At 36.5% G+C, this 26,102-nt stretch carries 21 protein-coding genes; 6 read left to right on the top strand and 15 right to left on the bottom strand.

Translation table 11 applies throughout. From position 1 onward, the window contains the following. Positions 1 to 123: 123 nt before the first annotated feature. The 6 genes from pgi to INR75_RS05140 all read right to left on the bottom strand — a co-directional run bounded on the left by pgi (position 124) and on the right by INR75_RS05140 (position 7,445). Positions 124 to 1,755 (bottom strand): glucose-6-phosphate isomerase, encoded by a 1,632-nt coding sequence (pgi, locus tag INR75_RS05165; RefSeq protein ID WP_223091050.1) that lies wholly within the window; start codon positions 1,753 to 1,755, stop codon positions 124 to 126. Between the two features lie 67 nt (positions 1,756 to 1,822). Further along, on the bottom strand, positions 1,823 to 3,055 hold the full coding sequence (locus INR75_RS05160) for a peptidoglycan DD-metalloendopeptidase family protein (RefSeq protein ID WP_223091049.1): 1,233 nt from the start codon (positions 3,053 to 3,055) through the stop codon (positions 1,823 to 1,825). A 10-nt stretch (positions 3,056 to 3,065) separates the two neighbouring features. Then, complete coding sequence (locus INR75_RS05155; protein ID WP_223091048.1) at positions 3,066 to 4,025, bottom strand: tryptophan 2,3-dioxygenase family protein; 960 nt, start codon at positions 4,023 to 4,025, stop codon at positions 3,066 to 3,068. Position 4,026: 1 nt separating this feature from the next. Beyond that, positions 4,027 to 4,803 carry a DUF3108 domain-containing protein gene (locus tag INR75_RS05150; RefSeq protein WP_223091047.1) on the bottom strand — a complete coding sequence of 259 codons (777 nt, stop codon included), beginning with the start codon at positions 4,801 to 4,803 and terminating at the stop codon, positions 4,027 to 4,029. Between the two features lie 297 nt (positions 4,804 to 5,100). Further along, entirely contained in the window at positions 5,101 to 6,243 is a 1,143-nt protein-coding gene (gene hppD / locus INR75_RS05145; RefSeq protein ID WP_223091046.1) for a 4-hydroxyphenylpyruvate dioxygenase, read from the bottom strand. A 32-nt stretch (positions 6,244 to 6,275) separates the two neighbouring features. Next, positions 6,276 to 7,445: a homogentisate 1,2-dioxygenase gene (locus tag INR75_RS05140; protein ID WP_223091045.1), complete on the bottom strand. Its 1,170-nt coding sequence runs from the start codon at positions 7,443 to 7,445 to the stop codon at positions 6,276 to 6,278. Positions 7,446 to 7,646: 201 nt separating this feature from the next. On the opposite strand from INR75_RS05140, the gene INR75_RS05135 reads away from it, so the two are divergent. Beyond that, positions 7,647 to 8,657, top strand: a complete 1,011-nt coding sequence (locus tag INR75_RS05135) for an LLM class flavin-dependent oxidoreductase (protein WP_223091044.1) — start codon at positions 7,647 to 7,649, stop codon at positions 8,655 to 8,657. On the opposite strand, the gene INR75_RS05130 is transcribed toward INR75_RS05135, so the two are convergent. Genes INR75_RS05130 through uvrC form a run of 3 tightly spaced genes read right to left on the bottom strand, consistent with a single transcriptional unit; the run spans position 8,637 to position 13,051 of the window. Then, positions 8,637 to 9,029, bottom strand: coding sequence for a DUF2809 domain-containing protein (locus INR75_RS05130; RefSeq protein ID WP_223091043.1), 393 nt, complete (start codon positions 9,027 to 9,029; stop codon positions 8,637 to 8,639). The two genes, INR75_RS05135 and INR75_RS05130, sit on opposite strands and share 21 nt — an antisense overlap. Next, positions 9,029 to 11,248, bottom strand: coding sequence for a patatin-like phospholipase family protein (locus INR75_RS05125; RefSeq protein WP_223091042.1), 2,220 nt, complete (start codon positions 11,246 to 11,248; stop codon positions 9,029 to 9,031). Before INR75_RS05125 ends, INR75_RS05130 begins: the two co-directional genes overlap by 1 nt. Next, positions 11,249 to 13,051 (bottom strand): excinuclease ABC subunit UvrC, encoded by a 1,803-nt coding sequence (uvrC, locus tag INR75_RS05120; protein ID WP_223091041.1) that lies wholly within the window; start codon positions 13,049 to 13,051, stop codon positions 11,249 to 11,251. 187 nt (positions 13,052 to 13,238) lie between these two features. Here uvrC and INR75_RS05115 point away from each other — a divergent pair, with 187 nt between their 5' ends. From INR75_RS05115 to INR75_RS05100, 4 genes are read left to right on the top strand one after another with little or no spacing between them, the layout of a single operon-like run. After that, positions 13,239 to 13,685, top strand: a complete 447-nt coding sequence (locus tag INR75_RS05115; protein ID WP_223091040.1) for a RimK/LysX family protein — start codon at positions 13,239 to 13,241, stop codon at positions 13,683 to 13,685. Beyond that, positions 13,675 to 14,547 (top strand): 30S ribosomal protein S6--L-glutamate ligase, encoded by an 873-nt coding sequence (gene rimK / locus INR75_RS05110; protein ID WP_092539938.1) that lies wholly within the window; start codon positions 13,675 to 13,677, stop codon positions 14,545 to 14,547. The genes INR75_RS05115 and rimK overlap by 11 nt, the downstream gene beginning before the upstream one ends. A gap of 8 nt (positions 14,548 to 14,555) precedes the next feature. Next, positions 14,556 to 15,542, top strand: coding sequence for a succinylglutamate desuccinylase/aspartoacylase family protein (locus INR75_RS05105; protein ID WP_223091039.1), 987 nt, complete (start codon positions 14,556 to 14,558; stop codon positions 15,540 to 15,542). Continuing rightward, positions 15,535 to 16,098 carry a 5-formyltetrahydrofolate cyclo-ligase gene (locus tag INR75_RS05100; RefSeq protein ID WP_223091038.1) on the top strand — a complete coding sequence of 188 codons (564 nt, stop codon included), beginning with the start codon at positions 15,535 to 15,537 and terminating at the stop codon, positions 16,096 to 16,098. Before INR75_RS05105 ends, INR75_RS05100 begins: the two co-directional genes overlap by 8 nt. 306 nt (positions 16,099 to 16,404) lie before the next feature. On the opposite strand, the gene INR75_RS05095 is transcribed toward INR75_RS05100, so the two are convergent. From INR75_RS05095 to ileS, 4 genes are all read right to left on the bottom strand, one after another. Further along, a complete protein-coding gene (locus INR75_RS05095) occupies positions 16,405 to 17,013 on the bottom strand; it encodes a lipoprotein signal peptidase (RefSeq protein ID WP_092539935.1) in 609 nt (202 codons plus the stop codon). A 37-nt stretch (positions 17,014 to 17,050) separates the two neighbouring features. Beyond that, positions 17,051 to 17,683 carry a hypothetical protein gene (locus INR75_RS05090; protein ID WP_223091037.1) on the bottom strand — a complete coding sequence of 211 codons (633 nt, stop codon included), beginning with the start codon at positions 17,681 to 17,683 and terminating at the stop codon, positions 17,051 to 17,053. 90 nt (positions 17,684 to 17,773) lie between these two features. Continuing rightward, positions 17,774 to 18,157: a TraR/DksA C4-type zinc finger protein gene (locus INR75_RS05085; RefSeq protein ID WP_092539933.1), complete on the bottom strand. Its 384-nt coding sequence runs from the start codon at positions 18,155 to 18,157 to the stop codon at positions 17,774 to 17,776. 4 nt (positions 18,158 to 18,161) lie between these two features. Then, a complete protein-coding gene (gene ileS / locus INR75_RS05080) occupies positions 18,162 to 21,566 on the bottom strand; it encodes an isoleucine--tRNA ligase (RefSeq protein ID WP_223091036.1) in 3,405 nt (1,134 codons plus the stop codon). A 619-nt stretch (positions 21,567 to 22,185) separates the two neighbouring features. On the opposite strand from ileS, the gene INR75_RS05075 reads away from it, so the two are divergent. Beyond that, positions 22,186 to 22,365: a hypothetical protein gene (locus INR75_RS05075; RefSeq protein ID WP_223091035.1), complete on the top strand. Its 180-nt coding sequence runs from the start codon at positions 22,186 to 22,188 to the stop codon at positions 22,363 to 22,365. 202 nt (positions 22,366 to 22,567) lie between these two features. Here INR75_RS05075 and INR75_RS05070 read toward each other — a convergent pair whose 3' ends face one another. Both INR75_RS05070 and INR75_RS05065 read right to left on the bottom strand, forming a co-directional pair. Next, positions 22,568 to 25,243, bottom strand: a complete 2,676-nt coding sequence (locus INR75_RS05070; protein WP_223091034.1) for a TonB-dependent receptor — start codon at positions 25,241 to 25,243, stop codon at positions 22,568 to 22,570. A 61-nt stretch (positions 25,244 to 25,304) separates the two neighbouring features. Further along, on the bottom strand, positions 25,305 to 26,048 hold the full coding sequence (locus INR75_RS05065; protein WP_223091033.1) for a GLPGLI family protein: 744 nt from the start codon (positions 26,046 to 26,048) through the stop codon (positions 25,305 to 25,307). Positions 26,049 to 26,102 lie beyond the last annotated feature (54 nt).

Below are 26,102 nucleotides of genomic sequence, written 5' to 3'. Positions count from 1 at the left end.
TTTAAGGTATTTATAAGACTTCTATGATTTATAATAATGAATTATTCGCCATTCCATTATTAAAAATAAAAAAGCACCTCATTTTGAGGTGCTTTTTAAATTATCTTAAAAAATGTTAAATCGCTATCCTAAGAAAACCTTTAATAAACTACTTGTTGAAGAATCATGGTTTTCTATCGCTTTACTATCCATATCCTTTAAAATAGTACTTGCTAATTGCTTTCCTAATTCAACTCCCCATTGGTCGTAACTAAAGATATTCCAGATAACACCCTGCACAAAAATCTTATGTTCATACATCGCTACTAATTTACCTAAACTTTCAGGTGTTAGTTTATCGATAAGAAAAGATGTCGTTGGCTTATCTCCATCAAATAATTTAAAAGGCAGCAATTCTTTTATTTCATTTTCACTCATTCCTTTAGAAGACAATTCTTCACGAACCTCATCTTCAGTTTTTCCCTGAAGCAAAGCTTCTGTTTGAGCAAAAAAGTTTGCCATAAGTTTGTTATGATGATCTTTATCGTCGAATAAAGACACCTTAAAACCTATAAAATCGGCAGGGATTAATTTTGTACCCTGGTGAATTAACTGAAAAAAGGCATGCTGAGAATTTGTTCCAGGCTCACCCCAAATAATCGCTCCTGTTTCATAATCTACCTTATCGCCATTACGGTCTGTACTTTTACCATTACTTTCCATAACTGCCTGTTGTAAATATGCGGGAAGTCTATGTAGATATTGCGTATAAGGAATTACAGCTTCACTTTCTGCCTTATAAAAGTTGTTATACCAAACACTTAAAAGACCTGCTAATACTGGAATATTATTTTCGAATTCAGTTTCTTTAAAATGATCGTCCATTTTTTGAGCTCCACTTAGCAGTGCATCAAAATTTGGATAACCAATCGCCAAACTTATAGAAAGCCCAACAGCACTCCATAATGAGAAACGACCACCAACCCAATCCCACATTGGGAAAATGTTATCTTCATCGATACCAAAATCTTTCACCTTTGGTACATTACTGGAAACTGCAATAAAATGTTTAGAAACTGCGTCCTCTGGTGCAGTTTTCATAAACCAGTTTCTAATCGTAGTTGAATTAGTTAATGTTTCCTGAGTAGTGAACGATTTAGATACGATCACAAATAGTGTAGTTTCAGGATTTAGATCTTTTATAGTTTCGTGTACATGATCTCCATCTACATTAGAAACAAAATGAACATTAAGATGATTCTTGTAAAACTCTAAAGCTTCAGTAACCATTACCGGCCCAAGATCTGAACCTCCAATACCAATATTTACGATATCTGTAAAATTCTTTTCGGTATATCCCTTTCTAATTCCCTGAATTACTTCCGAAGAAAAAGCTTTAATTTTTGCTTTCACCTCTTCAACTTCGGTCATTACATTTTCTCCATCTACTTTAATATCTGCATTTTTCGATGCACGCAAAGCAGTATGTAAAACAGGTCTTCCTTCAGTTTGATTAATAGCTTCACCACCAAAATAAGCAGCCATAGCTTCTTTTAAACCACATTCTTTTGCTAATTCGATAAGAAGTGCTTTTGTTTCTTCGGTAATTTTGTTTTTACTGAAGTCTACATAAAAATCTTCCCATTTCGTAGTGAATTTTGCAGCACGTTCACTATCGTTTTCAAAAAGAGATTTTAATGACTGGTCTTTAGTTTCAGCATAATGAGCTTCTAACTTTTTCCAGGTTTCGGTTTTGGTTGGATTAATATTTTTCATCTTTCAATTTTTTATTGTGAAAAACTTAGTAGTGAATAGCACCAAATCTTACACAAGAATCATGGTTTTAGATATTTTTATAAGGTATACTGTCCAGTTCGTTTTTTAAAGGATCTATAAAAGCAAAATAATCATCTTTCTTCGCTTCCTCTATTTTCTTAGCAGTTGGTAAATTTTGGCGATATGGATCTACCTGCTTCCCGTTAACCCAAAATCGATAACAAACATGCGGGCCCGTTGCTAAACCCGTGCTACCTACAAAACCTATAACATCTCCCTGCTTTACTGCCTGGCCATTTCTTACATTTCTTTTGCTCATGTGCAGGTACTGTGTAGTGTACTTTTTATTGTGACGAACTTTCACATAATTTCCATTACCCGATGTATAACTCGATGCGATCACCGTTCCATCTGCAGTTGCTTTAATAGGCGTACCGGTTGGTGCTGCATAATCTGTTCCTAAATGCGCTTTCCATCTTTTTTGTACCGGATGAAATCTTCTACGCTGGTATCTGGAAGAAATTCTACTATAATTAAGTGGCGCTTTAAGGAAAAAACTCTGTAAAGCTTTGGCTTCTTCATCATAAAAACTTGCCTGGCCGGTAATCGAATCAGTTTCGTAATTAAAAGCATAAAAAGGACGGTCTGAATGTTTAAACACAGCTGCCTCTACATGCGCCACACCAGCAAAGATCGTATCGTCAATATATTTTTCATGATAAATCATTTTAAATTGATCTCCCTTCTGAAGTTTAAAGAAATCGATACTCCACTGATAGATATCTGATAATTGATACACTAGCAAGTTACTTAAACCCTGCGCCTGCATCGCTTCAGAAAGTGATGAAGTTACCACTCCAGAAACCTCTCTTCTTTTTACTGAAACCGGCTTTTTTGCTTTAAATGCTGAAATACTATCACCAATATTTAAAACCGTATAATTGATCTTATCATTTTGGTATATAAAATGAAGCGGAGTCTTTGCTGAATCCTTAGCCTTCAAGATTAGAAATTTCTTACCAGCCGTAATTCTGGCCGGATTAAAAGTATCTTTTACTTTTTCTGAAATTTCAAAAACTTTACCACGATCTACACCATGACGATCCAGAATATATCCAAAGTTATCGCCTCGCTCTATCGTATCTACAACTACATCAAAATCGTCCAAAACAAAGCCATATTCTTTTACGACCGGCTTAGGTGCTGGTTTTTTAGTTTCAGCTACAGCTTGTTCTTTTGTGTCTTCTTTACATCCCGCAAAAACTAATAACAGCAGGAATAAAAAACTAAATTTCTTCAATTTCTAATTCTTATTTTTCAGTATTAAACATGTGGTTTACCCATTCTTTGCCCCATTCTTCGTGCTCTTCTTCACTCCACAATTCAGGAAAAAAAGATATTTTTTGAAATCCTGGTGGTAAAAACTCTTTCCAGTTTGTTCCTCCGGTTGCTTTTATCGTTTTGTTTCCTTTATCCAGGTGCCTATATGCCGCACCAATATGCATCAACAACCAGTTAACGTTTACACTACTATCAAAAGTACGTAATGCTTTAATTAATTTTGGATTGTTTTTTTCTGAATCGGCCAGGCTTTGATAACGTCCATAAAGCGTTTTCCCTTTTACCTCGTTTGCAATCCTTAAAAAGCGGGGCGTATATCTTTTTTCGAATTGCTTAAGGGTTAAAGTTTTCTCACCGGTTTTAAGATCGATACCACCCTTTTTCCAGTAAATATTATCAAATAAATCTTCTACAGAATTATCTAAATTGAAATTCTTCCTGATCTTGTGCTCTACAAGATTTTCGATTGGAGTCGAATAAAATTCAATCATTCTAAACTGAGCCGATTGGAATCCGCTTGCCGGCAATAAAGCCATACGAAATTTCAAAAACTGCTCACGCTCCATTCCTTTGATCATTACATCGAAGGAATTGATAAGCACTTTAAAATAACGAATCATCCTGTTAAGCTTCTCAATAAAATAAGAGGCGGTTAAATTAGGATTTTCGATCACCTGTTTTTGCTCGTGGATGATCAGTTTAAAATATAACTCGGTTATCTGGTGATAGGTTAGAAATATTTCTTCGTCTGGAAAATGTGTCTCTGGTTTTTGCAAACTCAGTAATGTATCCAAACTTATATAATCCCAATAAGTTAAGTAACGGTCGTATAAAAGACCATCAAGGTAAGACCCCATATCCTGACCAGAATTTCTGAATTTCTCTTCCAGCAATTCTATTCTCTCGGCTATTTCGGGTTTAATTTCCATGCTAATCTACGATAATCCTGAAGGGGTATTTTAGACCTTTATAAGCATCAAGATCGGCATCCAGTGATCCTACTGCAAGATCGGCTTCGATTTTTAAAGGCACTTTATTTTTGTCGTCACTTACCCAAAAGGTAAGGCTTTCCTGTTCTTTAAAAACTCTACCAGCCATCACATAAGGCCTAAACTTAAGCGCATTTATTTTTCCAAACTTGGTTTTAATCACTTCCCTACCCAAGAACTTTACCTTAAAATCCATGTTTTCATCATCGATAAAAAGATTAAGGATTAGCTCGTGGCCGGGTTGCAGCGCCTCTTCGTTTATATTGCTGCGAAGATAGTAAAATGCAGACAACATATCATGGATATTTTCCTTTGTAGAATAGGTCTTTTTCTTATTATGCTTTTTATCATGAACATAGGCCGTATTCGATTTATGATCAAAATCGATCTCTAGATCTTTAGTATGCCCACCTTCGTCGATTTGACGTATAAATTTATAAGGATACCCAGTTTTACGATCTATATATGTTTCGTAATTATCGTTCACTTTAAAGAACCAATGTAGCATCCCGGTAGATTTACCTTTTCCTACTACATGATAAACAGGCTTCCTATTTAAATACTCTTCACTTACTTGAAGTGTCGCATAGCTTGCATTAAAAGGCCCGTAATGAATCCTGAATTTAAACCACTCTCCCGCATCAAAAGCGGTTTGAGCTTCGTGCGAAGTAAGCGCAAAAAAGAAGAGAATTAATGTAATTGTAAGTCTTTTACCCATTGGTTTCAATTTGAAATAGTTTCATCCTAAATGACTATCTTTTAAGTAGATTTACAATTACTATTCCAAATGTATCAAAACAAAAAACCCCATCAAATTAATGACGAGGTTTTTTGTCTTATTAACCAACTAAAACTTAAATTATGAAAAAACAAATTTGGTAACCACTCCAAAAATGCGAGCGCAAAATTCTGCATTTAATCCAATTAAAAAAAGCCAAAAATAAACTTTAACTAAAACATTGATTTTTAGATAAAAAAGAGGCTTTTTGTTTTAGTAAAAATCAAAAATTTCCAATTAATTCAGCGTTCCTCGCAAATCCTGCTCTCTTTCTATTGCTTCAAATAAGGCTTTAAAGTTTCCTTTCCCAAAAGATTGCGCTCCTTTTCTTTGAATTATTTCGAAAAACATAGTTGGTCGATCTAAAACAGGCTTGGTAAAAATCTGTAATAAATAGCCCTCATCATCACGATCTACCAATACTCCCAACTCTTTTAGCGGTTCTAGATCTTCATCGATCTCACCAACACGATCTAAAAGATCATCATAATAAGTTTCTGGAACATATAAAAATTCTACCCCACGATCACGTAAAGCGGTTACCGTTTCGATAATATTATCTGTAGCTAAAGCGATATGTTGCACCCCGGCACCATTATAAAAATCTATATATTCTTCGATCTGTGATTTCTTTTTTCCTTCAGCAGGTTCGTTTATCGGGAATTTAATTCGTCCATTCCCGTTACTCATCACCTTACTCATTAAAGCCGTATAATCTGTAGAGATATCTTTATCATCAAATGAAACCATTTGCGCAAACCCCATCACTTTTGCATAGAATTCGCACCATTTATTCATCTCGTTCCAACCAACATTACCTACCATATGGTCGATATACTTTAATCCTGTTTCTGGAGATTTAGCAAGCGGAGCATAAGTTCTATAACCCGGCAAAAAAGCTCCATTATAATCACCTCTTTCAATAAAAAGATGTACAGTTTCACCATAAGTATGAATTCCAGAGATCACCACTTTACCATGTTCATCTTCCAGTTCATAAGGTTCCACATAACTTTCAGCACCTCTTTTGGTGGTTTCCTCGTAACTTTTTTTTGCATCATCTACCCAAAGTGCCACAAATTTTACCCCGTCACCATGTTTATCGATATGCGCATTTATTTCTCCGGAAGGTTGTAGCGGCGAAGTAAGTACGATCCTGATTTTTCCCTGCTGCAACACATAGGATACGCTATCCTGCCTACCGGTTTCCAATCCCGAATACGCAACCGGCTGAAATCCCCAGGCATGCTGATAATAATACGCAGCCTGCTTTGCATTCCCTACATAGAGCTCTACAAAATCTGTCCCCAAGATGGGAAGAAAGTCTTCTGCTTCAGGAATTACTTTTTCTAATTGTAAGGATGAATTATCTTTAGACATAATCTTAATATTCGTTAGTTTTTGAATGTTTTTTATTTATCCTCGTCTTCTAGCCAGGATCTATAATAAGTTTCATCTGCTATGGCCATCGCATCTTCGGTGAGTTGTAAAGGCTTAAACGTATCTACCATTACTGCTAATTCTTCGGTTTCGGTTTTACCAATACTTCGTTCTACGGCTCCCGGGTGCGGCCCATGCGGAATTCCAGCCGGGTGCAGCGAAATATGTCCCGCTTCAATATCATTTCGGCTCATAAAATCGCCATCTACATAGTAAAGCACCTCATCACTATCGATATTACTATGGCTGTATGGCGCCGGAATACTTTCTGGGTGATAGTCGTATTTACGCGGACAAAAACTGCAAACTACAAACGCATCGGCTTCAAAAGTTTGATGTACCGGTGGCGGTTGATGAATTCTACCTGTAATAGGTTCAAAATCGTGAATTGAAAACGCATAAGGATAGTTATAACCATCGTAACCCACCACATCGAATGGATGTGTAGCGTAAACCGTATCAAAAATATCGCCCTGCTTTTTGATCTTGATTAAAAAATCGCCTTTTTCGTTATTAGTTTCTAACTCGTAAGGCCGTCTTAGATCGCGTTCACAAAATGGCGAATGTTCCAATAATTGCCCAAACCAGTTTCTATACCTTTTAGGCGTATAAATTGGGCGCCTCGACTCGACAATAAATAGTCGGTTTTCCTCAGTTTCAAAATCAATTTTATAGATCGTACCACGCGGAATTAGCAAATAATCACCGTATTCAAAATCCAGATTCCCTAAATGTGTTCTTAATTTCCCGCTTCCTTTGTGAATAAACAAAAGTTCATCACTATCGGCATTCTTATAAAAATAATTATCGGTAGATTTTTGTGGCGCTGCCAGAATAATATCGACATCACTGTTAGTAAGAATAACTTTTCTACTTTCTAAATAATCCTGTACTGGCTTTACCTGAAATCCCTTTAGACGATAAGACTTCAAATTATTTTCTTTTGAAATGACAGGTTTTACGCTATAACTTTTTTTTACTTCCTTAACCTGCGTAGGCCGCTGTTCATGGTAAGATATCGAAGACATTCCATCAAAACCAATAGTTCCAAAAACCTGTTCGTAATAAAGGCTTCCGTCTGGCTTTTTGAAGATCGTATGTCTTTTATGTGGAATCTTACCTAACTTATGATAAAAAGGCATAATTAAATATTTAATTAAACTGCTTTCCCGGTAGCTAAAATTATAAAATTATCAATAAAAACCATATAAAATTAACTAATAATAAATTTATAGAAAATAAACGTATTCTTTCTTAAATGAAATGTAAAACTAAACACCAATAACTTAAATTAGTTTGTAAGCATTAAGCTCCAATTCCGAATAACTTATTAAAGCCATCGCATGAGTGATATTAAACTTGGAATCTTAGATCAATCTGTTGTTCGCACAGATTCCTCTGCTATTTCAGCAGTTCAGGAGACGATCGAAACTGCTATTCTTGCTGAAAAGTTAGGATATCATCGCTTTTGGATTTCTGAACATCATAACTCTACCTTCATCGCCGGCTCTACTCCAGAAGTTTTAATGGCAAGATTAGGGGCTGAAACTTCACAAATTCGGCTAGGAAGTGGCGGAATTATGCTGCCAAATCATAGTGCTTTTAAGGTGGCTGAAAATTTTAGAATGTTAGAAGCGCTTTATCCGGGAAGGATAGACCTTGGAATTGGTCGCGCACCCGGCGGCGATGGCATTAGCGCCAACCTTTTAAATCCTTCAAATACATTTCAGGAGGAAGATTATATAAAGCAACTTCAGCATTTAGATCACTTTTTTAAGGATAACGCGCAGGTTAATGCTTCTCCTATTTATGCAATTCCGCAGGTAAAAACAATTCCGCAGCAATGGATTTTAAGCAGTAGTGGCGGGAGTGCAAAAATCGCGGCCGACTTAGGTTTAAATCTTGCTGTGGCCAAATTTATAAACGGAAGTGTTTCTCCTAATGTGGTGGAAAGTTATCGAAAACATTTTATGCCTACAGAAGATCGCCCAGAATCCAAAGCGCTGATTTCTTCTTTTGTAATGTGTGGCGAGACCGATGATGAAACCAATCAAATGCGAAAGTATATCGATTATATTTTACTGCAATTCGACAAAGGAAATTACCAAAATCTCCCGGCTTTCGAAGATATTCGAAATCACCGGTTCACCTCTTTCGAAAAGCAGCGTCTGCATTATAATGCCGGTCGAATTATCTCTGGAACTCCAGATCGTGTAAAGGAGAAAATCGTCAATTTAGCAAAGGATTTTGATGTAGATGAAGTAATTATCTCTACGATGAGTTTTAATAAAGAATTGCGCTTGCGAAGTTTTGAGTTGGTTGCTGAAGCTTTTTCAATGAACAGCCTTTCCTGAAGCATCTTTTTTCTGCAAGATTCTTTGCATAAAAACAATACTTAAAAATGCTAAAGTATAGGCCAGCATATCCAGCCAATCGAAAGAAGATCCTAAAATCATATCTGTAAATGTAGATTTTGGGATTCCAAGAATCTTTAAAATTTGTACATACTGTAAAATCTCAATAAGATATGCTACAAGTAAAACGAAAACGGCAAGTTTAATTTTTTGCCACTTGTAAAAGCTGAGCAGGAAATAATAGATCAAAAAAACAACCAGATAATCCCCAAGAACATTCCGTATAAAACCGCCATCGATAAACCTGGCGATTAAAAATTCGGTTATAAAAAGTGCAAAAGCAGCTAGAAAATATTTTAGAGAGAAACGCATTAAAACCAGAAACCTAAACTAAAAAACCACTGACTTTCCCTAATTTCTGGTGAATACGAATATTTTACTTCCATGGGACCAAGAAAAGTTTCCATCCCGTAACCCAAAGCATAACCCGTATAATCTGGCAGCGACAACCAGTTTCCCGAAGAATAGAGATCGTTCTCTACATTTGCGATATTACCACTTAAAGTAATATGGTTATTTTTAAAAATTTCTACATCTGCTTCAACAAGTCCTTTTATATAACTATCACCACCAAGACTAATAAAATCGTATCCGTAAAAAGGCACCATATTATTTATAAGGTTATTTCCGTAGCCACCTAAAAGAAAATCGAGCGTTCGCTGGTCGCTTGGGCCAATTTTAAAACCGGTTTCAGAAAAAAGCCTGAAACTAAGATTTCTAATTGGCGTAAAAACATATCCAATCTTTCCTTTTGCGATAGAGAATTCAGTAAAATCGTCGATTGAAGAAAAGGGATAAATATGAAAATCTCCATGAAAATAAAATCCGCGTTTTGGATAATATTTGTTATCAAAAGAATCATATTTTAAATATCCAAAAGCGCTGTAATAATGGTTATTCTCAAATTCGGTACCGGGCACATCAAGACCTTCCTCACCGCTATTAATAGTTTCCGAAGAAATTTTTAGATACTTATGCTCGGCACCCATTCCCAGAGAAGCCACCTGCTTAAATAAGGTTTCAACATAAAATTGATTGGTAAAATCCTTAAAATCGATATCTATTCGATTAATATTAAAATCGCTTCCGTTAATTTCATCTTCTACCAGCGCATAATCTACCGGCGTATCAAAAGAATTGAATCTGGATTTTACGCCAATACTCCAATAATATCCTTTATCGATATAATACTGAAAGTTATACCGAACATTTTCTCCTACAATTAGATCTAAAGATGTAACATCGTTGGTAAAAATCGAACTTTTTCGGGTTAAATTTACCAGTGCTGCACTACGATACAACTCATCGTAATGCAAAGCCAGCTTCAGGAAAGTTTTATTTTCGCTCTCGTCCATATTAAGATTTAGCGTATACGAATCTTCATTATCCTGAGTTAGAAAATAATTGATCTTATCGAAGTTTCCTGTAGCCGATAAAAAATCGATCCCTTCGTTAATCTGCGACAAACTAAATTTACCTGGTGTTTGCAACCTAAGCCGCCCCATGATAAATGAACGCGGATAATTGGTATTACCTGCAAGTTCTACCCTACTTAAATTAAGCGTATCAATAAGTTTTCGCTTATATGGTTTTGGATGTGTTTGTTGTTTAGAGGCCAGCTCTTTTAATGCTGAAATTCGCTCGTTTCCGGCTACTTTTCCAGAATCGATAATCGCCGAGCCTTCTTCAAAAGACATGATCGAAAAACGACCAATATCAGGGCGAATGTAAATATCGGTAAGCGGAATCTTATGCTTCATATCATTAATCGTCCTGAAGTTACTTACCTGTGTGAAAATATCGAAAACTCCTTTTAGATCTTTTCGATTAAGCAATGAATCCTGCACATCCACACCAATAACTACATCGGCACCGCGACGACGCAGTTCTTCTACCGGGTAATTATTTACCACTCCGCCATCAATAAGCAACCTGCCATCAATTTTTACAGGAGAAAACAACGACGGAATCGCACCACTAGCTGCAACAGATTTTGCCAGCGAACCTTTATCTAAAATAATTTCTTCGCCGGTTTCTACATTTGCCGCCACGCAAAAAAACGGGATGGGTAATTGCGTAAAATCGGTTTCATCTTCCAGATGCACGGTTAAACCAGACATGAAATTATAAATATTTTGTCCTTTACTTAATCCCGACGGAAATCCTACTTTAAAATGATCGAAAGGAAGGGTAAGCGCATACCGCTCGGTATTTTCCTTTTCATAAAAAGTCATGGATTTTCGTGGAATTTCGTCCTGAATAAGAATATTGAAATTGGTATGATTCACGATCGAATCTAATTCGGTCGCAGTATAACCTGAAGCGTATAATCCACCAACAATAGCTCCCATGCTGGTGCCCGCAATATAATCGATATGCACGCCGGCTTCTTCGATCGCTTTTATAGCACCAATATGTGCTAAACCTTTTGCTCCTCCTCCACTCAGCACCAATCCCACCTTTAATTTTTCTTCCTGAGAAAAACTAAAAAGTGAACTACAGAAGAATAGGATGCAAAAGATTTTTTTCATTTAATCTGAAGATTCTGAGTGATAATAATCGTAAACAATTTTAGCCTTAGCACTTCCCACAACATCTGCCAGCGATTTTTCTGAAGCTTCCTTTACTCGTTTTAATGATCTAAAACTTTTTAGTAACTCCACCACCGTTTTTTCACCAATTCCTTTAATAGATTCCAGCTCTGTATTTAACGCAGATTTACTACGTTTATTTCGGTGAAAAGTGATTCCAAATCTATGCGCTTCATCTCTTAACTGCTGAATGATCTTTAAGGTTTCCGATCTTTTATCCAAATACAATGGGATTGGATCTCCTGGATAAAACAGTTCTTCAAGACGTTTAGCAATACCTACAATCGCAATCTTACCTCGCAAGCCTAAAGTTTCCAAGGCTTTTACGCCACTACCTAACTGTCCTTTACCTCCATCTACAATAATAAGCTGCGGTAATTCTTCACCTTCATTTAAAAGACGCTTATACCGTCGATACACCACTTCTTCCATCGAAGCAAAATCGTTAGGACCTTCTACAGTTTTGATATTAAATTTACGATAATCTTTTTTACTTGGTTTTCCATTTTTAAAAACAACGCAGGCAGCCACCGGATTTGTTCCCTGGATATTCGAGTTATCAAAACATTCGATATGGCGTGGCTCTACACCTAAGCGTAAATCTTCTTTCATTTGGGCCATCACGCGGTTTACATGACGATCTGGATCTACGATCTTCATTTGCTTAAATCGCTCCTGGCGGTAATATTTGGCATTACGCTCAGATAACTCTACAATCTTACGTTTATCACCAAGCTTAGGAACGGTAACTTTTACTTCATCACCGGCATCTACTTTAAAAGGAACGTAAATTTCAGGTGATTTTGAATTGAATCTTTGCCTAATTTCAGTAATACCAAGTTCCAGTAATTCTTCATCGCTTTCATCTAATTTCTTTTTCATTTCAATGGTATGCGACCTAATGATCGAACCATGCATTAATTGAAGAAAGTTCACATAGCCATAACCCTCATCACTAATTACAGAAAAAACATCTACGTTATTAATCTTAGGATTTACAACCGTAGATCTCGACTGGTAATTTTCTAAAACTTCGATCTTATTTTTTATTCGCTGCGCATCTTCAAACTCCATATTCGCAGCATGCTCTTGCATTTGTTCTCTAAACTGGCTAAGCGAATCTTTAAAATTTCCTTTTACGATCTGCCGTATGTGATCGATGTTTCGGTTATACTCTGCTTCCCCCTGGTAACCTTCACAAGGCCCCATGCAATTCCCTAAATGATATTCCAGGCAAACCTTAAATTTGTTTTCACGAATTTTATCTTCAGCAAGATCATAATTACAGGTTCGCAGTTTATACAATCCTTTAATTAGATCGAGCAAAGTGTTTACCGTTTTAAAACTGGTAAACGGGCCATAATATTCACTCCCATCCCTTACTAATCTTCGGGTAGGAAAAACTCTTGGAAAACGCTCATTTTTAATACAGATCCAGGGATAGGTTTTATCATCCTTCAGCATTACATTAAAACGAGGCTGAAGTTTCTTGATAAGGTTATTCTCTAACAACAATGCATCAGTTTCCGAAGAAACAACGATATGCCGTATTTCGTGAATCTTTTTTACCATCACACCAATACGATGGCTATCGTGGCGCTTTGTAAAATAAGAAGTTACCCGTTTTTTAAGGTTTTTAGCTTTACCTACATAAAGGATCTTCCCATTTTTATCGAAATATTGATAAACGCCGGGACTATCGGGCAAAGTCTTTAACTGTACATCCAAAGAAGGTATTTCCATCACTTCAAATTTAAAATATCTTTAGGCTATTTTGAAGAAAATAGATAAAATTTGGCGCAATTTTTACACCAATTTTTCTCTGAAATTTTATTTCTGAATCTCGATCGTATTACTGAAATTCGCAGTTTTAAAGGTATTTTATAATTCCTAAAAACCGTAAAACATTTATTTTGGCTATCTTGAGCATATGAGCGAGAGCAAAAAAACCATAATCGGTCGATTTGATAAAGCAGATTTCCCTGTGCTTAACCTGGAAGGTATATCTGTAAAAATCGATACCGGCGCTTATACATCTTCAATTCATTGCGACGAAATTGTTGAAAAAGATGATGTGTTATACTGTAAATTTCTAGACGAAGAGCACGACCAGTATAATGGTAAAGAATTCATTTTTAAAGACTATGATATTATTTACGTTCGTAGTAGCAATGGCATGATACAAAAGCGCTACCAGATCGAATCTAAGATCAAGCTTTTTAATAAAGTCTATAAAATTTCGCTTTCTTTGTCCTCACGCCAGGAAATGCGTTTTCCCGTTCTCTTAGGACGTAAATTCTTAAGCAATAAATTTATCGTCGATCCGCAATTAATCGATCTATCATTTAATAATCAACACCAAACAAATGAACATTAAAATCCTTTCCAGAAATTCGCAACTTTACTCAACAAAACGACTTGTTGAAGCGGCCATGAAACGCAAACACACCGTAGAGGTTGTAGATCCTTTAAAGTGTGATATTGTGATTGAAAGGAGAAACCCTAATATTTATTTTAAGGGAAAATATATAAAAGATGTAGATGCTATTATCCCAAGAATTGGTTCGTCGGTTACTTTTTATGGTACTGCCGTAGTTCGCCAGTTCGAAATGATGGGTGCTTTTACAACTACAGATAGTGAAGCTTTAGTGAGAAGTCGTGATAAATTAAGAAGTCTTCAAGTACTTTCTCGCGCAAAAATCGGACTACCAAAAACGGTATTTACCAACTATTCCAGAGATGTATCTGGCGTAATTAGCCAGGTTGGTGGGCCGCCATTGGTGATTAAATTGCTAGAAGGAACACAAGGTGTTGGTGTTGTTCTTGCTGAAACCAAAAATGCAGCCGAATCTGTTATTGAAGCTTTTAACGGTTTACAGGCTCGTGTGATCGTGCAGGAGTTTATCAAAGAAGCAAAAGGCGCAGATATTAGAGCTTTTGTGGTAGATGGCCATGTAGTTGGCGCCATGAAACGACAGGGAAAAGATGGGGAATTCCGTTCTAACCTACATCGTGGTGGTAGTGCAGAATCTATCGAACTTAGCGACGAAGAAGAAATTGCAGCAGTAAAAGCTACAAAAGCAATGGGACTTGGTGTTGCCGGTGTAGATATGTTACAAAGTTCTCGCGGCCCTTTAATTCTAGAAGTAAATTCTTCGCCAGGATTAGAAGGTATCGAAAAAGCAACCGGAAAAGATATCGCCAAAACCATTATTCGATACATCGAAAAACACGCCTAATTTAATTTATGCCTCAAATCACCAAAGACAACGTCCTGGAAATTCTGGGAAAAAAGATCCTACCCGGTAAAAGCGCTACGATCAACCTTAATATGGCGAAACTCTACACGACCACATCGGTAGAGGTTCCTGTGATTATAGAGCGTTCCAAAAATCCGGGACCTGTAGTTTTAATTACCGCCGGCATTCATGGTGACGAGCTTAATGGAGTAGAAATTGTAAGGCAAATAATAAGTAAAGAAATAAATAAACCAAAATGCGGTACCACGATCTGTATTCCCGTGGTAAACGTTTTTGGTTTTTTAAATATGGCTCGAGAATTTCCCGATGGGCGCGACCTAAATCGTATGTTCCCGGGAACAAAAAACGGATCGCTAGCCGGTAGATTTGCTTTTCAGTTCGTACAGGAAATTTTACCAATTGCCGACTTTTGTCTGGATTTTCATACCGGCGGTGCAAGTCGTTTTAATGTGGCGCAGATTCGCGTTAAAAAAGGCGATAAACATAGCATCGAGTTAGCAAATATCTTTAAAGCTCCATTTACGATCGTTTCTACAACGATTACCAAATCTTATCGTGAAACCTGTTCTAAAATGGGTATTCCTATTCTACTTTTTGAAGGTGGAAAATCTCAGGATAGCAATAAAGAAATCGCAAGACAAGGAGTTGAAGGTACTATGAGAATCTTGAATCACCTGGATATGTTGAAGTCTAGATTTGAACTTCCCGATGCGCATGGTGAACCCATTCTTATCGAGAATACGACCTGGATGCGTGCGAAATACAGCGGACTATTACATCTTAAAGTTCCCTGCGGAAAGTTTGTTGAAAAAGGCGAATATATAGGGACCATTACAGATCCTTATGGAAAATTTAGGCATAAGATAAAGTCCAGAAATCAGGGCTACATCATTAATGTGAACGAAGCTCCGATCGTGTATCAGGGTGATGCTATTTTTCATATTTCAACAGCTTCAAAAGTGACCGATGAATAAAACTGAACTGCGTAAAAAATATAAAGCTTTGCGTATCGATCTTTCTGCGGAAGCTATTGAAGAATTCAGTTTAGAGATCGCCAATAATTTACTGAAATTAGATGTTTGGGAAGGCGATTTTTATCACCTGTTCTTAAGTATTGCTGAACAAAAAGAGGTGGATACCGAATTTATTTTACATATTCTTCAGGGAAAAGATAAGAATGTGGTAATTCCCAGAACTGATATTGAACACAATAACCTGATCAATTATTTACTTACCGAAACCACCAAGATTAAAAAAAACAGGTGGAATATTCCAGAGCCGGTAGATGGCATTGAAATTCCTTCAGAAAAAATAGACGTGGTTTTTGTGCCTTTACTTGCTTTCGATAAAAATGGTCATCGAATTGGTTACGGAAAAGGCTATTACGATAAATTTTTAAGCTCCTGCAAACCCGATATTATTAAAATTGGACTCTCATTTTTTGAAGCTGAAGAGGCTTTTGAAGATGTTTACGCCAGTGACATTCCGCTTGATTATTGCGTCACTCCAAAAAAAGTTTATAGATTTTAGAGTTTAAAACAGAAAATAGAATATAGACCGCTTCGCTTTTAGAATATAGAATTCTTCAATTTGAAAATGTGCTAATGTGATGATTTGATAATTGCTATTATACTGTATTAATTTTTTTTGGAAATAGGATACGGCAGAAGAAATCAGGATTGAAGTATCAATCTAAATTTTTAATGAAAAATTCTTATCATTTAAGCCATGCAGTTGGCATGTAAGATTTATTCCCCATCTCATAAGGCTGATCGCTAAAAGCTTACAGCTATTTACACTAGTACCCCCTTAAACTGTTCACTACTAACTAAAAAACTACTCTTTCTCTTCTTTCGGAAAGGCTCTCTTATTGAATAATAGTAGTAAAACAACACCAACACTTATTGAAGAATCAGCGATATTAAATACAGGTTCGAAAAAGGTAAAGAATTTGCCACCCCAAAACGGAATCCAGTCTGGCAGATAACCTTCATATAACGGGAAGTAAAGCATATCTACTACTTTCCCGTGGAAAAGTGTTCCGTAGCCTCCACCTTCAGGTAAGAAAGTGGCTATTTTATTATAACTGTCACTAAAAGTGATTCCGTAGAAAACAGAGTCGATAATATTTCCAAAAGCACCGGCAAAAATTAACGCGATCGAAGTAATTAAAATTCGGCTTCCATTTTTCTTAACCGAATCTACCAGCCAGTAACCAATACCAAAGATGGCCACCAATCTAAAAAGCGTAAGTGCCAGCTTACCGTATTGTCCGGGAATCTTTGTTCCCCAGGCCATACCTTCGTTTTCAACAAAAAGGATTCTAAACCAGTCAAAAACTTCAACCTCGCCACCAAGTTTAAAATGTGTTTTGATGTAAATTTTAGAAATCTGATCGATTAAAAGAACTATAAATATAATTAAGCCTGCTTTCTTTAAAGACATTTCTTTTTTTGTTAAAAACGCACCAAAAATACTAATATTATTTAGTTTTTCGCACGCTTATGTCACCATTAATTGAAGTTAGTTTAATTTGATGCATTCCGTAGAGATCTATACCGATCAAAACTTCACCATGCCTGCTTTTCGCAGTTATTTCTCCGGAAACAACTTCGGCATCAATATCACCTTTATAGGTATTTATCGTTGCATTTCCTTCAAAAGCTTTTAAATTACAATAACCACGTTGCAAATTGGCCGAAAAACTCTCGAATTTCCCTGACACGATCAAAGAAGCCGAATTAGAACTAATGATCAATATTTTATCTTCGGGAAGATAAAGGTCTAATTCGAGCGAGAATACTTTATGAGCGCTTAGTTTATCAAAACCTCCTACTAACTGCTCTGGATACTGAGTTTCGATTAAAAGTCTGCCGTTTTTAAGGCTGGTTTTTAATCTTATTTCATTAAAATACTCTCCTTCAGAATGAGTTTTGTATTGTAAATTGTCGCGCTTCTCGCTAATTACATTAATCTTAAAAACCTCATCTGCATCGATAATCACTTCAGTAAAATCTGAAGTTAAGATATTTTGCGTGTCTTTTTGAGCAAGCATAAAAAGCGTACCTGTAAAAAAACAGCATAAAAATATCAAATATCGATTAACTACTTTCATATAATCTATACAACAAAAAACGCTCCTTAAAACGGGAGCGTTAATTTTTCAATTATAAGAGCATTTAAACTCTCGATTAGCGTAAAGCTTTTATCGCTGCATATTTTTAGCTTCGATACTTAAAGTGGCATGAGGTACCAGCTTTAGACGCTCTTTATTAATTAATTTTCCAGTAACGCGACAAATACCATAAGTTTTGTTCTCGATACGCATTAAAGCATTTTTAAGATCACGAATAAATTTCTCCTGGCGAATAGCTAATTGCGAGTTCGCTTCTTTACTCATGGTTTCGCTACCTTCTTCGAATGCCTTAAACGTTGGGGAAGTATCGTCTGTACCATTATTCCCGTCGTTTTTATAAGCATTTTGATAGATCTCCAGTTGTTCCTTGGCTTTAGCGATCTTACCCTGGATCAACTCCTTAAATTCGGCCAATTCTGCATCGCTAAAACGCTCTTTTACATCGGTTGACATAAGCTTAGTTTTTTGTGATTAATAATTTAGTAGTAACATCATCAAACTCGACCTCTATTCCTTCGTTTACTACCTCTGCAAGTTCGAGTGCTGCAGTTAAAGTTTCAGTTTTGATATAGGTTATATTTTCATTTACGGCATCCTCGACAATACCGTCTTTTTGTAGGGTCACATTAATAGTGTCTGTCACTTCGAATCCGCTATCTTTTCTCATATTCTGGATTCTATTCACTAGTTCTCTCGCAACTCCTTCTTTCTTGAGTTCTGGCGAGATACTAACGTCTAATGCTACAGTTATATTGCCACTGCTTGCCACTAGCCATCCTTCGATATCCTGAGAAGAAATTTCAACTTCATCGATGGACAAAATAATCATTTTTTCATTTACTTCGACATTTATTTTACCCTCCTTTTCAAGGATCGCAATGTCTCCAGCGTCAAATTGATTGATCTTGTTTACCACGTGTTTCATCTCTTTCCCAAAACGTGGACCAAGCACTCTAAAGTTTGGCTTCACCTGCTTCACGAGAATTCCTGAAGCATCGTCGATCAACTCGACTTCTTTTACGTTTACTTCAGATTTTATAAGATCCTGTACTGCTAAGATTTCTTCTCCCTGTTGCTTATCTAAAACCGGGATCATAATTCGTTGCAGTGGCTGTCTTACTTTTATCATTTCTTTTTTACGTAAAGAAAGCACCAAACTTGAAATTGTTTGCGCCTTTTCCATCTTACGCTCTAAAGATTTATCTACAAATTTTTCGTCGAAAACTGGGAATAAAGCGGTGTGAACCGATTCGTAATTCTCTTTCTTCGTCGTGTTATTTAAATCTTTATACAAGGCATCCATAAAAAATGGAGCAACAGGAGCACCAAGCTTAGCTACAGTTTCCAAACAAGTGTATAAAGTTTGATATGCTGAAATTTTATCCTGCTCGTAATCGCCTTTCCAGAATCTTCTTCGGCTTAATCTAACGAACCAGTTACTTAAGTTTTCCTGAACAAATTCTGAAATTGCTCTTGTGGCTCTTGTTGGTTCGTATTCAGCATAAAACTTATCTACTTTCTGAATTAGCGTATGTAATTCTGAAAGAATCCAACGATCGATTTCCGGACGTTCTTCTAAAGCAACATCGGCTTCAGCATAGGTGAAGTTATCGATGTTGGCATATAATGTAAAGAACGAATAGGTATTGTAAAGTGTACCGAAAAATTTACGGCTTACCTCACCAATTCCTTCAATATCGAATTTTAGGTTATCCCAGGGATTCGCGTTAGAAATCATATACCAACGCGTAGCATCTGGACCATAAACCGATAAAGTTTCAAAAGGATCTACGGCGTTTCCAAGACGTTTGGACATTTTTTGCCCGTTTTTGTCTAAAACCAGTCCGTTTGAAACTACATTTTTATAAGCAACATCATCAAAGGTCATGGTCGCGATCGCGTGAAGAGTATAGAACCATCCACGAGTTTGATCGACACCTTCAGCAATAAAATCGGCTTTACGCCAGTCTTTTTCTACTTTTTCTTTATTCTCGAATGGGTAGTGCCACTGTGCATACGGCATAGAACCAGAATCGAACCAAACATCGATAAGATCTGCTTCACGCTTCATTGGCTTCCCGGCATCAGAAACCAAAGTTATCGTGTCTACCACATTTTTGTGAAGATCTACATTTGCGTAGTTTTCTTCACTCATATCACCAATTTTGAAATCGGCAAAAATATCTTTTTCCATCACTCCGGCTTCAACAGCTTTGGTGATCTCTACTTTTAATTCTTCTACAGATCCAATGATCTTTTCTTCCCTACCATCTTCGGTTCTCCAAATTGGTAGCGGAATTCCCCAATATCGGCTTCGGGATAAATTCCAGTCGTTCGCGTTGGCAAGCCAGTTTCCAAAACGCCCTTCTCCCGTAGATTTTGGTTTCCAGTTGATTCCTGTATTCAGCTCGTGCATACGATCTTTAACATCGGTCACTTTAATGAACCAAGAATCTAATGGGTAATATAAAATTGGCTTATCGGTACGCCAGCAGTTTGGATAACTGTGCACGTATTTTTCAACTTTAAAAGCCCTGTTTTCTTCCTTCAGCTTAATAGCGATCTCTACATCTACAGATTTCTCTGGAACTTCAGCATCATCATAATATTCGTTCTTCACATATTTACCGGCAAATTCGCCCATTTCTGGTCTAAATTTCCCCTGAAGATCTACTAAAGGCACTAAATTATCGTTCTCGTCTTTTACCAACATTGGCGGAACCGGCGGTGTTGCCTGTTTTGCCACAAGCGCATCATCTGCACCAAAAGTTGGCGAAGTATGTACGATCCCGGTACCATCTTCTGTAGTTACAAAGTCTCCGGAAATTACTCTAAAGGCATTTTCAGGATTCTCGAAAGGCAAGGTATATGGCAATAATTGCTCATATTGGATACCTACAAGATCTTTCCCTATATAAGATTCGCCGATTAAGAATGGAATATGTTTATCTCCTTCTTGATAAGCTTTCAGCTCTTCTTCGCTTTCAACTTCTTTAAATTTCTTATCGAATTGTTTACGTGCCAATTCCTTGGCTGCAACAATCGTAATAGGCTCAAACGTATATTGATTATAAGTTTTAACCGTTACATATTCGATCTTTGGCCCAACAGTAAGTGCAGTGTTTGATGGAAGCGTCCACGGAGTAGTTGTCCAGGCAATAAAGAAAACATCTTCTGCATGCTCTTTTAGGCCAGCCGGCAATGTTTCTTTTTTAGTTTTAAACATTGCGGTAACTGTAGTATCTGAAACATCCTGATACGTCCCCGGCTGGTTAAGCTCGTGAGAACTTAAACCTGTTCCCGCTTTTGGAGAATATGGCTGAATGGTATAGCCTTTATAAATAAGACCTTTGTTGTAGATCTCTTTTAAAAGATACCAAACCGTTTCCATATATTTTGGCTTGTAGGTGATATAAGGATCGTCCATATCTACCCAATATCCCATCTTCTCGGTAAGGTCGTTCCAGATATCTGTATAACGCATTACCGCATTTTTACAAGCCTCGTTATATTGCTCTACACTAATTTTAGTGCCAATATCTTCTTTGGTGATCCCAAGTTCTTTTTCTACGCCAAGCTCTACCGGAAGACCATGAGTATCCCATCCTGCTTTACGTTTTACCTGAAATCCTTTTTGAGTTTTATATCTACAAAAAATATCTTTGATCGATCTTGCCATCACATGGTGAATCCCCGGCAATCCGTTAGCCGATGGTGGCCCTTCGAAAAATATGAATGGCTTTTCACCTTCACGTGAAGTTATGCTCTTTTCAAATATTTGGTTTTCTTTCCAATACTTTAATGTCTCCTCTGCAACTTTTGGCAAGTCAAGTCCTTTATATTCAGGGAACTTTGTGCTCATTTCCTCAAAATTTCTAATGATGTGCGAAAATAAGGAATTTTGCTAAAACAGCGGTCGGTATCTGCTTAAATTACCCATTCTTAGTAATTTTAATCTAATGGTAAAACCGAATTAAAGAAAACGTAATATTTACACCGGTTTTTTCTTTTGTTTTGAATATAGTTTGGAGTTAACAGTTGACGGTTTTTAGCTGTTAGCTTTTAGCGATCAACTGTTAGCCTGATTTTAACCTGAAAAAGAGTGTCATGTCGATCTTGCCAGCCGGCAGGCGGGAAAAGTGGGGAGATCTTGATTATAATTAGTTTCCAAAATAGATTTCTCCATTCCGCTGCGCTTCAGTCGAAATGACAACACAATTACTTTTTTAGATGCAGCTTATCAAACTGAATTTCTGAAATTTAAGCTTGAAATTATCGAATCTTGAATCATGCTTTTTGGAATTCAAAATTCTGACTAACATCCACTTTTCGATACAATTGCTCACAAAGTCTCAATCACTCGAAGTGACAGTTGCGAAGATTATTAAATAGCTTTCAGCGATCAGCCAATAGCTTAATACAACTTTAAAATATATAGTAGTTACTTGTTTAATTCTGAATCCAGTCTGAAAAAGAGTGTCATGTCAATCTTGCCAGCCGGCAGGCAGGAGGAGTGGAGAGCTCTTAACTACGATATGGTTTCCAAAATAGATTTCTCCATTCCGCTGCGCTTCAGTCGAAATGACAATAAAATTACTTTTTTAGATGTAGCTTATCAAGCTGAATTGCTGAAATTTAGGCTTGGAATTATCGAATCTTGAATCATGCTTTTTGGAATTCAAAATTCTGACTAACATCCACTTCTCGATACAATTGCTCATAAACTCGCAATCACTCGAAGTGACAAGTTTTTACATTCAAAATTCAGCATTCCAAATTCAACATAAAAAGATCTATTCTAGTCTATTTTCTAAAATCTAAAAGCGACGCGATCTCATGTCTAAAATCTAACAGCGCAGCGTTCTACAACTTATAAGCAATTTTCAAAAGAACAGTTCTTGGTTGTAGGTAAACACGACTATCGGTAACGATGAATTCTGAAAATGAATTTTCCCTTCGGAAGTTGGCATCCAGCATATTATTGACTTCAACCTCAAAACTCCAGGCGCTATCTAATTTATTATAAAACAGAGAGGCATTTCCTATCTGAAAACGGTTCACCTGGTCGTTTTCCTGATTTTTGTAATAATTATATTCGTAATCGGCTTTCAGAATAAATCCGTCTAAAAAGTCATATTCTAAGCGAGCAAAAGGTTGAAATTGCACAAATCGATTCTGAAAATTATCAGATCCAAAAGCACTAAAATCATGTTCGTAACCCACATCTAAATTTGGGAGATCATCAAAAGTAGTTCGAATTCGCAGGCCGTAACCATAATGTTCAGAATCATAAGCTATGGTATTCTCGTTTACGATTCGGCTATAACTGGACAGCGCAGCATCACCATCTACCGTAAATCGAAAATCATTAATTCGCTTGGTAAAAGAACCTCGCAAGCTGTAGGTTTCATTGGGCAAATCGGTATAGACGGGACTCGATATCTGGTTAATTCCTTCTAAAATCGTTGTATTTAAAATGGAACGTACCCTGTTCGAATAATTAAAAAAGAAATTATAATTAATGCCTTTAAAAAGACTAAACTTATAATAGCTCAGCGAAAGTCGATGATATAATTGATTCTCTAAATCTTCATTTCCGCGGTATATCCTGTTAAAACTACTTAAGCGATAGCGATTGGCATAACTTGATGCATTAGCAAAACCGGAACGCATGCTGTAATTTAATCGTATTTTTTCTGAACCGCCAAGTTTATATTCGCTTTGAAATTCAGGTAACAAAACCGGTTTTGTTTCATTGGTAATTTCATCAGAAAACTGGGTCACCTGCCACAGGTAATAATGATAAAAAATACCTGGTTTTAAAATAAGATCGCCAAACATGGTTTTATACTGAAAACCTACATATTGATCGACCAACCGGTAATGCACATCATTATTAAAATCAGCTTCAGTAAAACCATTAATTTCTCCGGAATCCAATTGTTGTTCGTCGAGAGTGCTAAAACGCTGATCTGAAAAACTAATCCCCAATGCCGGATAAATATGATTGGTATTGTTGAGCACCCAATAATGCTTGAGATCTAAACTGGCCTGGTTGAGCGTGGTATTTACCTGCTGAAATAAATGCAGACTGTCTTCTTCTACAAACGGAATAATCGTATTAAAAATTGGCTCATTAAATAACCAATCCTTGTCATTTTCGTTCTTCGAATATTTATAATCGACATTTAGTGTAGAGGTATGCTCGAAGGAAAACTGTTTACTGTAGTTTACATGTTGTGTAAAATCGATCCCATCGGGATTTGCCATCGTATTGATAAACGTAGAATCTACCGGAGTAAACGAATTTAAAATTCCGTTTGCTGTAGCCGAAGATGTTTTTACATAGGCATCGTACGTAAGATCTTCATCAGGGTTTGGGCGATATCGCAATTGCAATTTATTCAGTGTAAAAAACAGATCGTTATTTTGGCGGGTTTCGCGAAATTCATCTAACCCACGCTTTTCATCGATATAGGTAATATTATATTCTTCAAGCGTTTCCAATTTATTATTAGAAATAATGCTGTAAGCGTTTAGATCGAGATCGCTGGTAATTTGCTGGGCGATGTTGAAAGCGCCAAATTCATTTTTGTTATAGGTAAAATCTTCATTCCGTAGAAATTGTGCAAAATCATCATTATAAATATTACTTGCATTCGGCCGATCCATAAGCGATAAATAACCGCCTTCAAAATTGACATAATCCTGCATGGAAAACGACTTTTGCCCGGTATTATTAAAATCTCCTATAACATTTACTGAGGTTTTCGGGCTATAATAAAATAAAGTAGGATGCAGGGAATAGCGATCTTCTAAACCACCGCCGACTTCGATATCACCAAACGCAAATTTCTTTTTACCTTCAGAGAGTTTAATGTTCATCGCCATTTTATCACTGTCTTCCAGGCCTTTTAAAAACGGAATTTCGCTGTAATTATCCAGCACCTCGACTTCATCTACAGCATCGGCAGGAATATTTTCTACGGCAAGTTTGGAGTCTCCGGTAAAAAATGTTTTACCATCGACCATTAATTTATCCACCTTTTTGCCATTTACGGTAATGGTCCCTTCACGGTCGACTTCTACGCCCGGTAACTTATTTAAAACTTCACGTAGCTTACGCTCTTCCCCGGTTTTAAAGACATCGGTACGGTAAATTGTGGTATCCTCTTTTACGACCACCGCCATTTTCTTTTTGATAAGGACTTCTTCCAGGCTTTCGTTACTGGCCTGCATGGTATAATCTTTCTGAATATCACGGCTAGCAATAATCGAATCGATAATTTTTTGATAACCCAAATAACTAATTTCGATAACATAGCTACTGTCTTTTTCCAGGTTAAGGCGATACCTTCCTTTTTCATCTGAAATGGAAAAGGCCATATTAAGATCATCACTATCTGGAATAGCAATAAGGTTGGCGCCATGAAGTGGCGCATTGGCGGAGTCTTTAACGGTACCGGTGTATGTTTGGGCATCGATTTTAAGTGAACTAATAGCGGTAATAATGCCTATTAAAAATAGTAGTCTTAGCAAAGAAAATATTTTAGAATAACAATATAATAAAATTTAAATCAAACTAATTAATTAGTTTGATTTAAATTTTATTATTCCTCATTTTAACCATCATTTCTCTTACCTCTTTATTAAGTTGTTCCTCAGTAATCACCTTACCTTTAGAAGGTATACTTATATTTGGCAGCGTATCTAAATGATGGGTTAAATCTATAGAAACAGCTTTATAGGTTACACTTCCTTCTGAAGCTTCCAGAATTAAACCCGGCAAGCCGTTAAACGCTGCTGGTCCAAAAGAAAATGACAAAGAAGGAGCGTAATAGGCTTCAAATGAAACATCTATACTTTTACCCTGATTTTTTCCCATAGGATGATCCATTTTAATCGTACAAACTGCTTTAAAACAATTATAACCTAAAATTGTTTTACTTTCTTTTGTTAATTTCCACTCATATTTTCCCGTAGGAATTTTAACCAGATAATCGTTCCCGAATAGTTCTTGAGAATGAATCGTAAAAGCCTCGCTGTTATTTTTAAAATATCCGCCTTTACCTCCACCTACCCTTACCGCCATTGCATATCCCCCACTACCATCATTTTCCATGGTTTCTTCTAACGAAAAATGCGATTCTTTACTGTTAAACATTAATTTATAATCCAAGCCTTTCATTATTTTGGCAGCTTGAGCCATACGTGCGGCAACATTCGGATTTTCGCTTTTTCCATGTTCAGAAAAAGCTTTTTTATAGGTAACCTCTCCCCCTACATTTTGACCAAATGAAAAAGAACCCGAAATTAGGGCTAATATGAAAATTAAATATTTCATTATAATAAACTTTTAAAGCAGGGAACAATCCCTGCTTAATTAGTATTATTTTAT

It is taken from the genome of Zunongwangia sp. SCSIO 43204, assembly GCF_019904275.1.
Taxonomy (GTDB): Bacteria; Bacteroidota; Bacteroidia; order Flavobacteriales; family Flavobacteriaceae; genus Zunongwangia; species Zunongwangia mangrovi.
The sequence above is the reverse complement of the archived record's forward strand: the minus strand, read 5'-3'. Positions and strand labels throughout refer to the sequence as shown.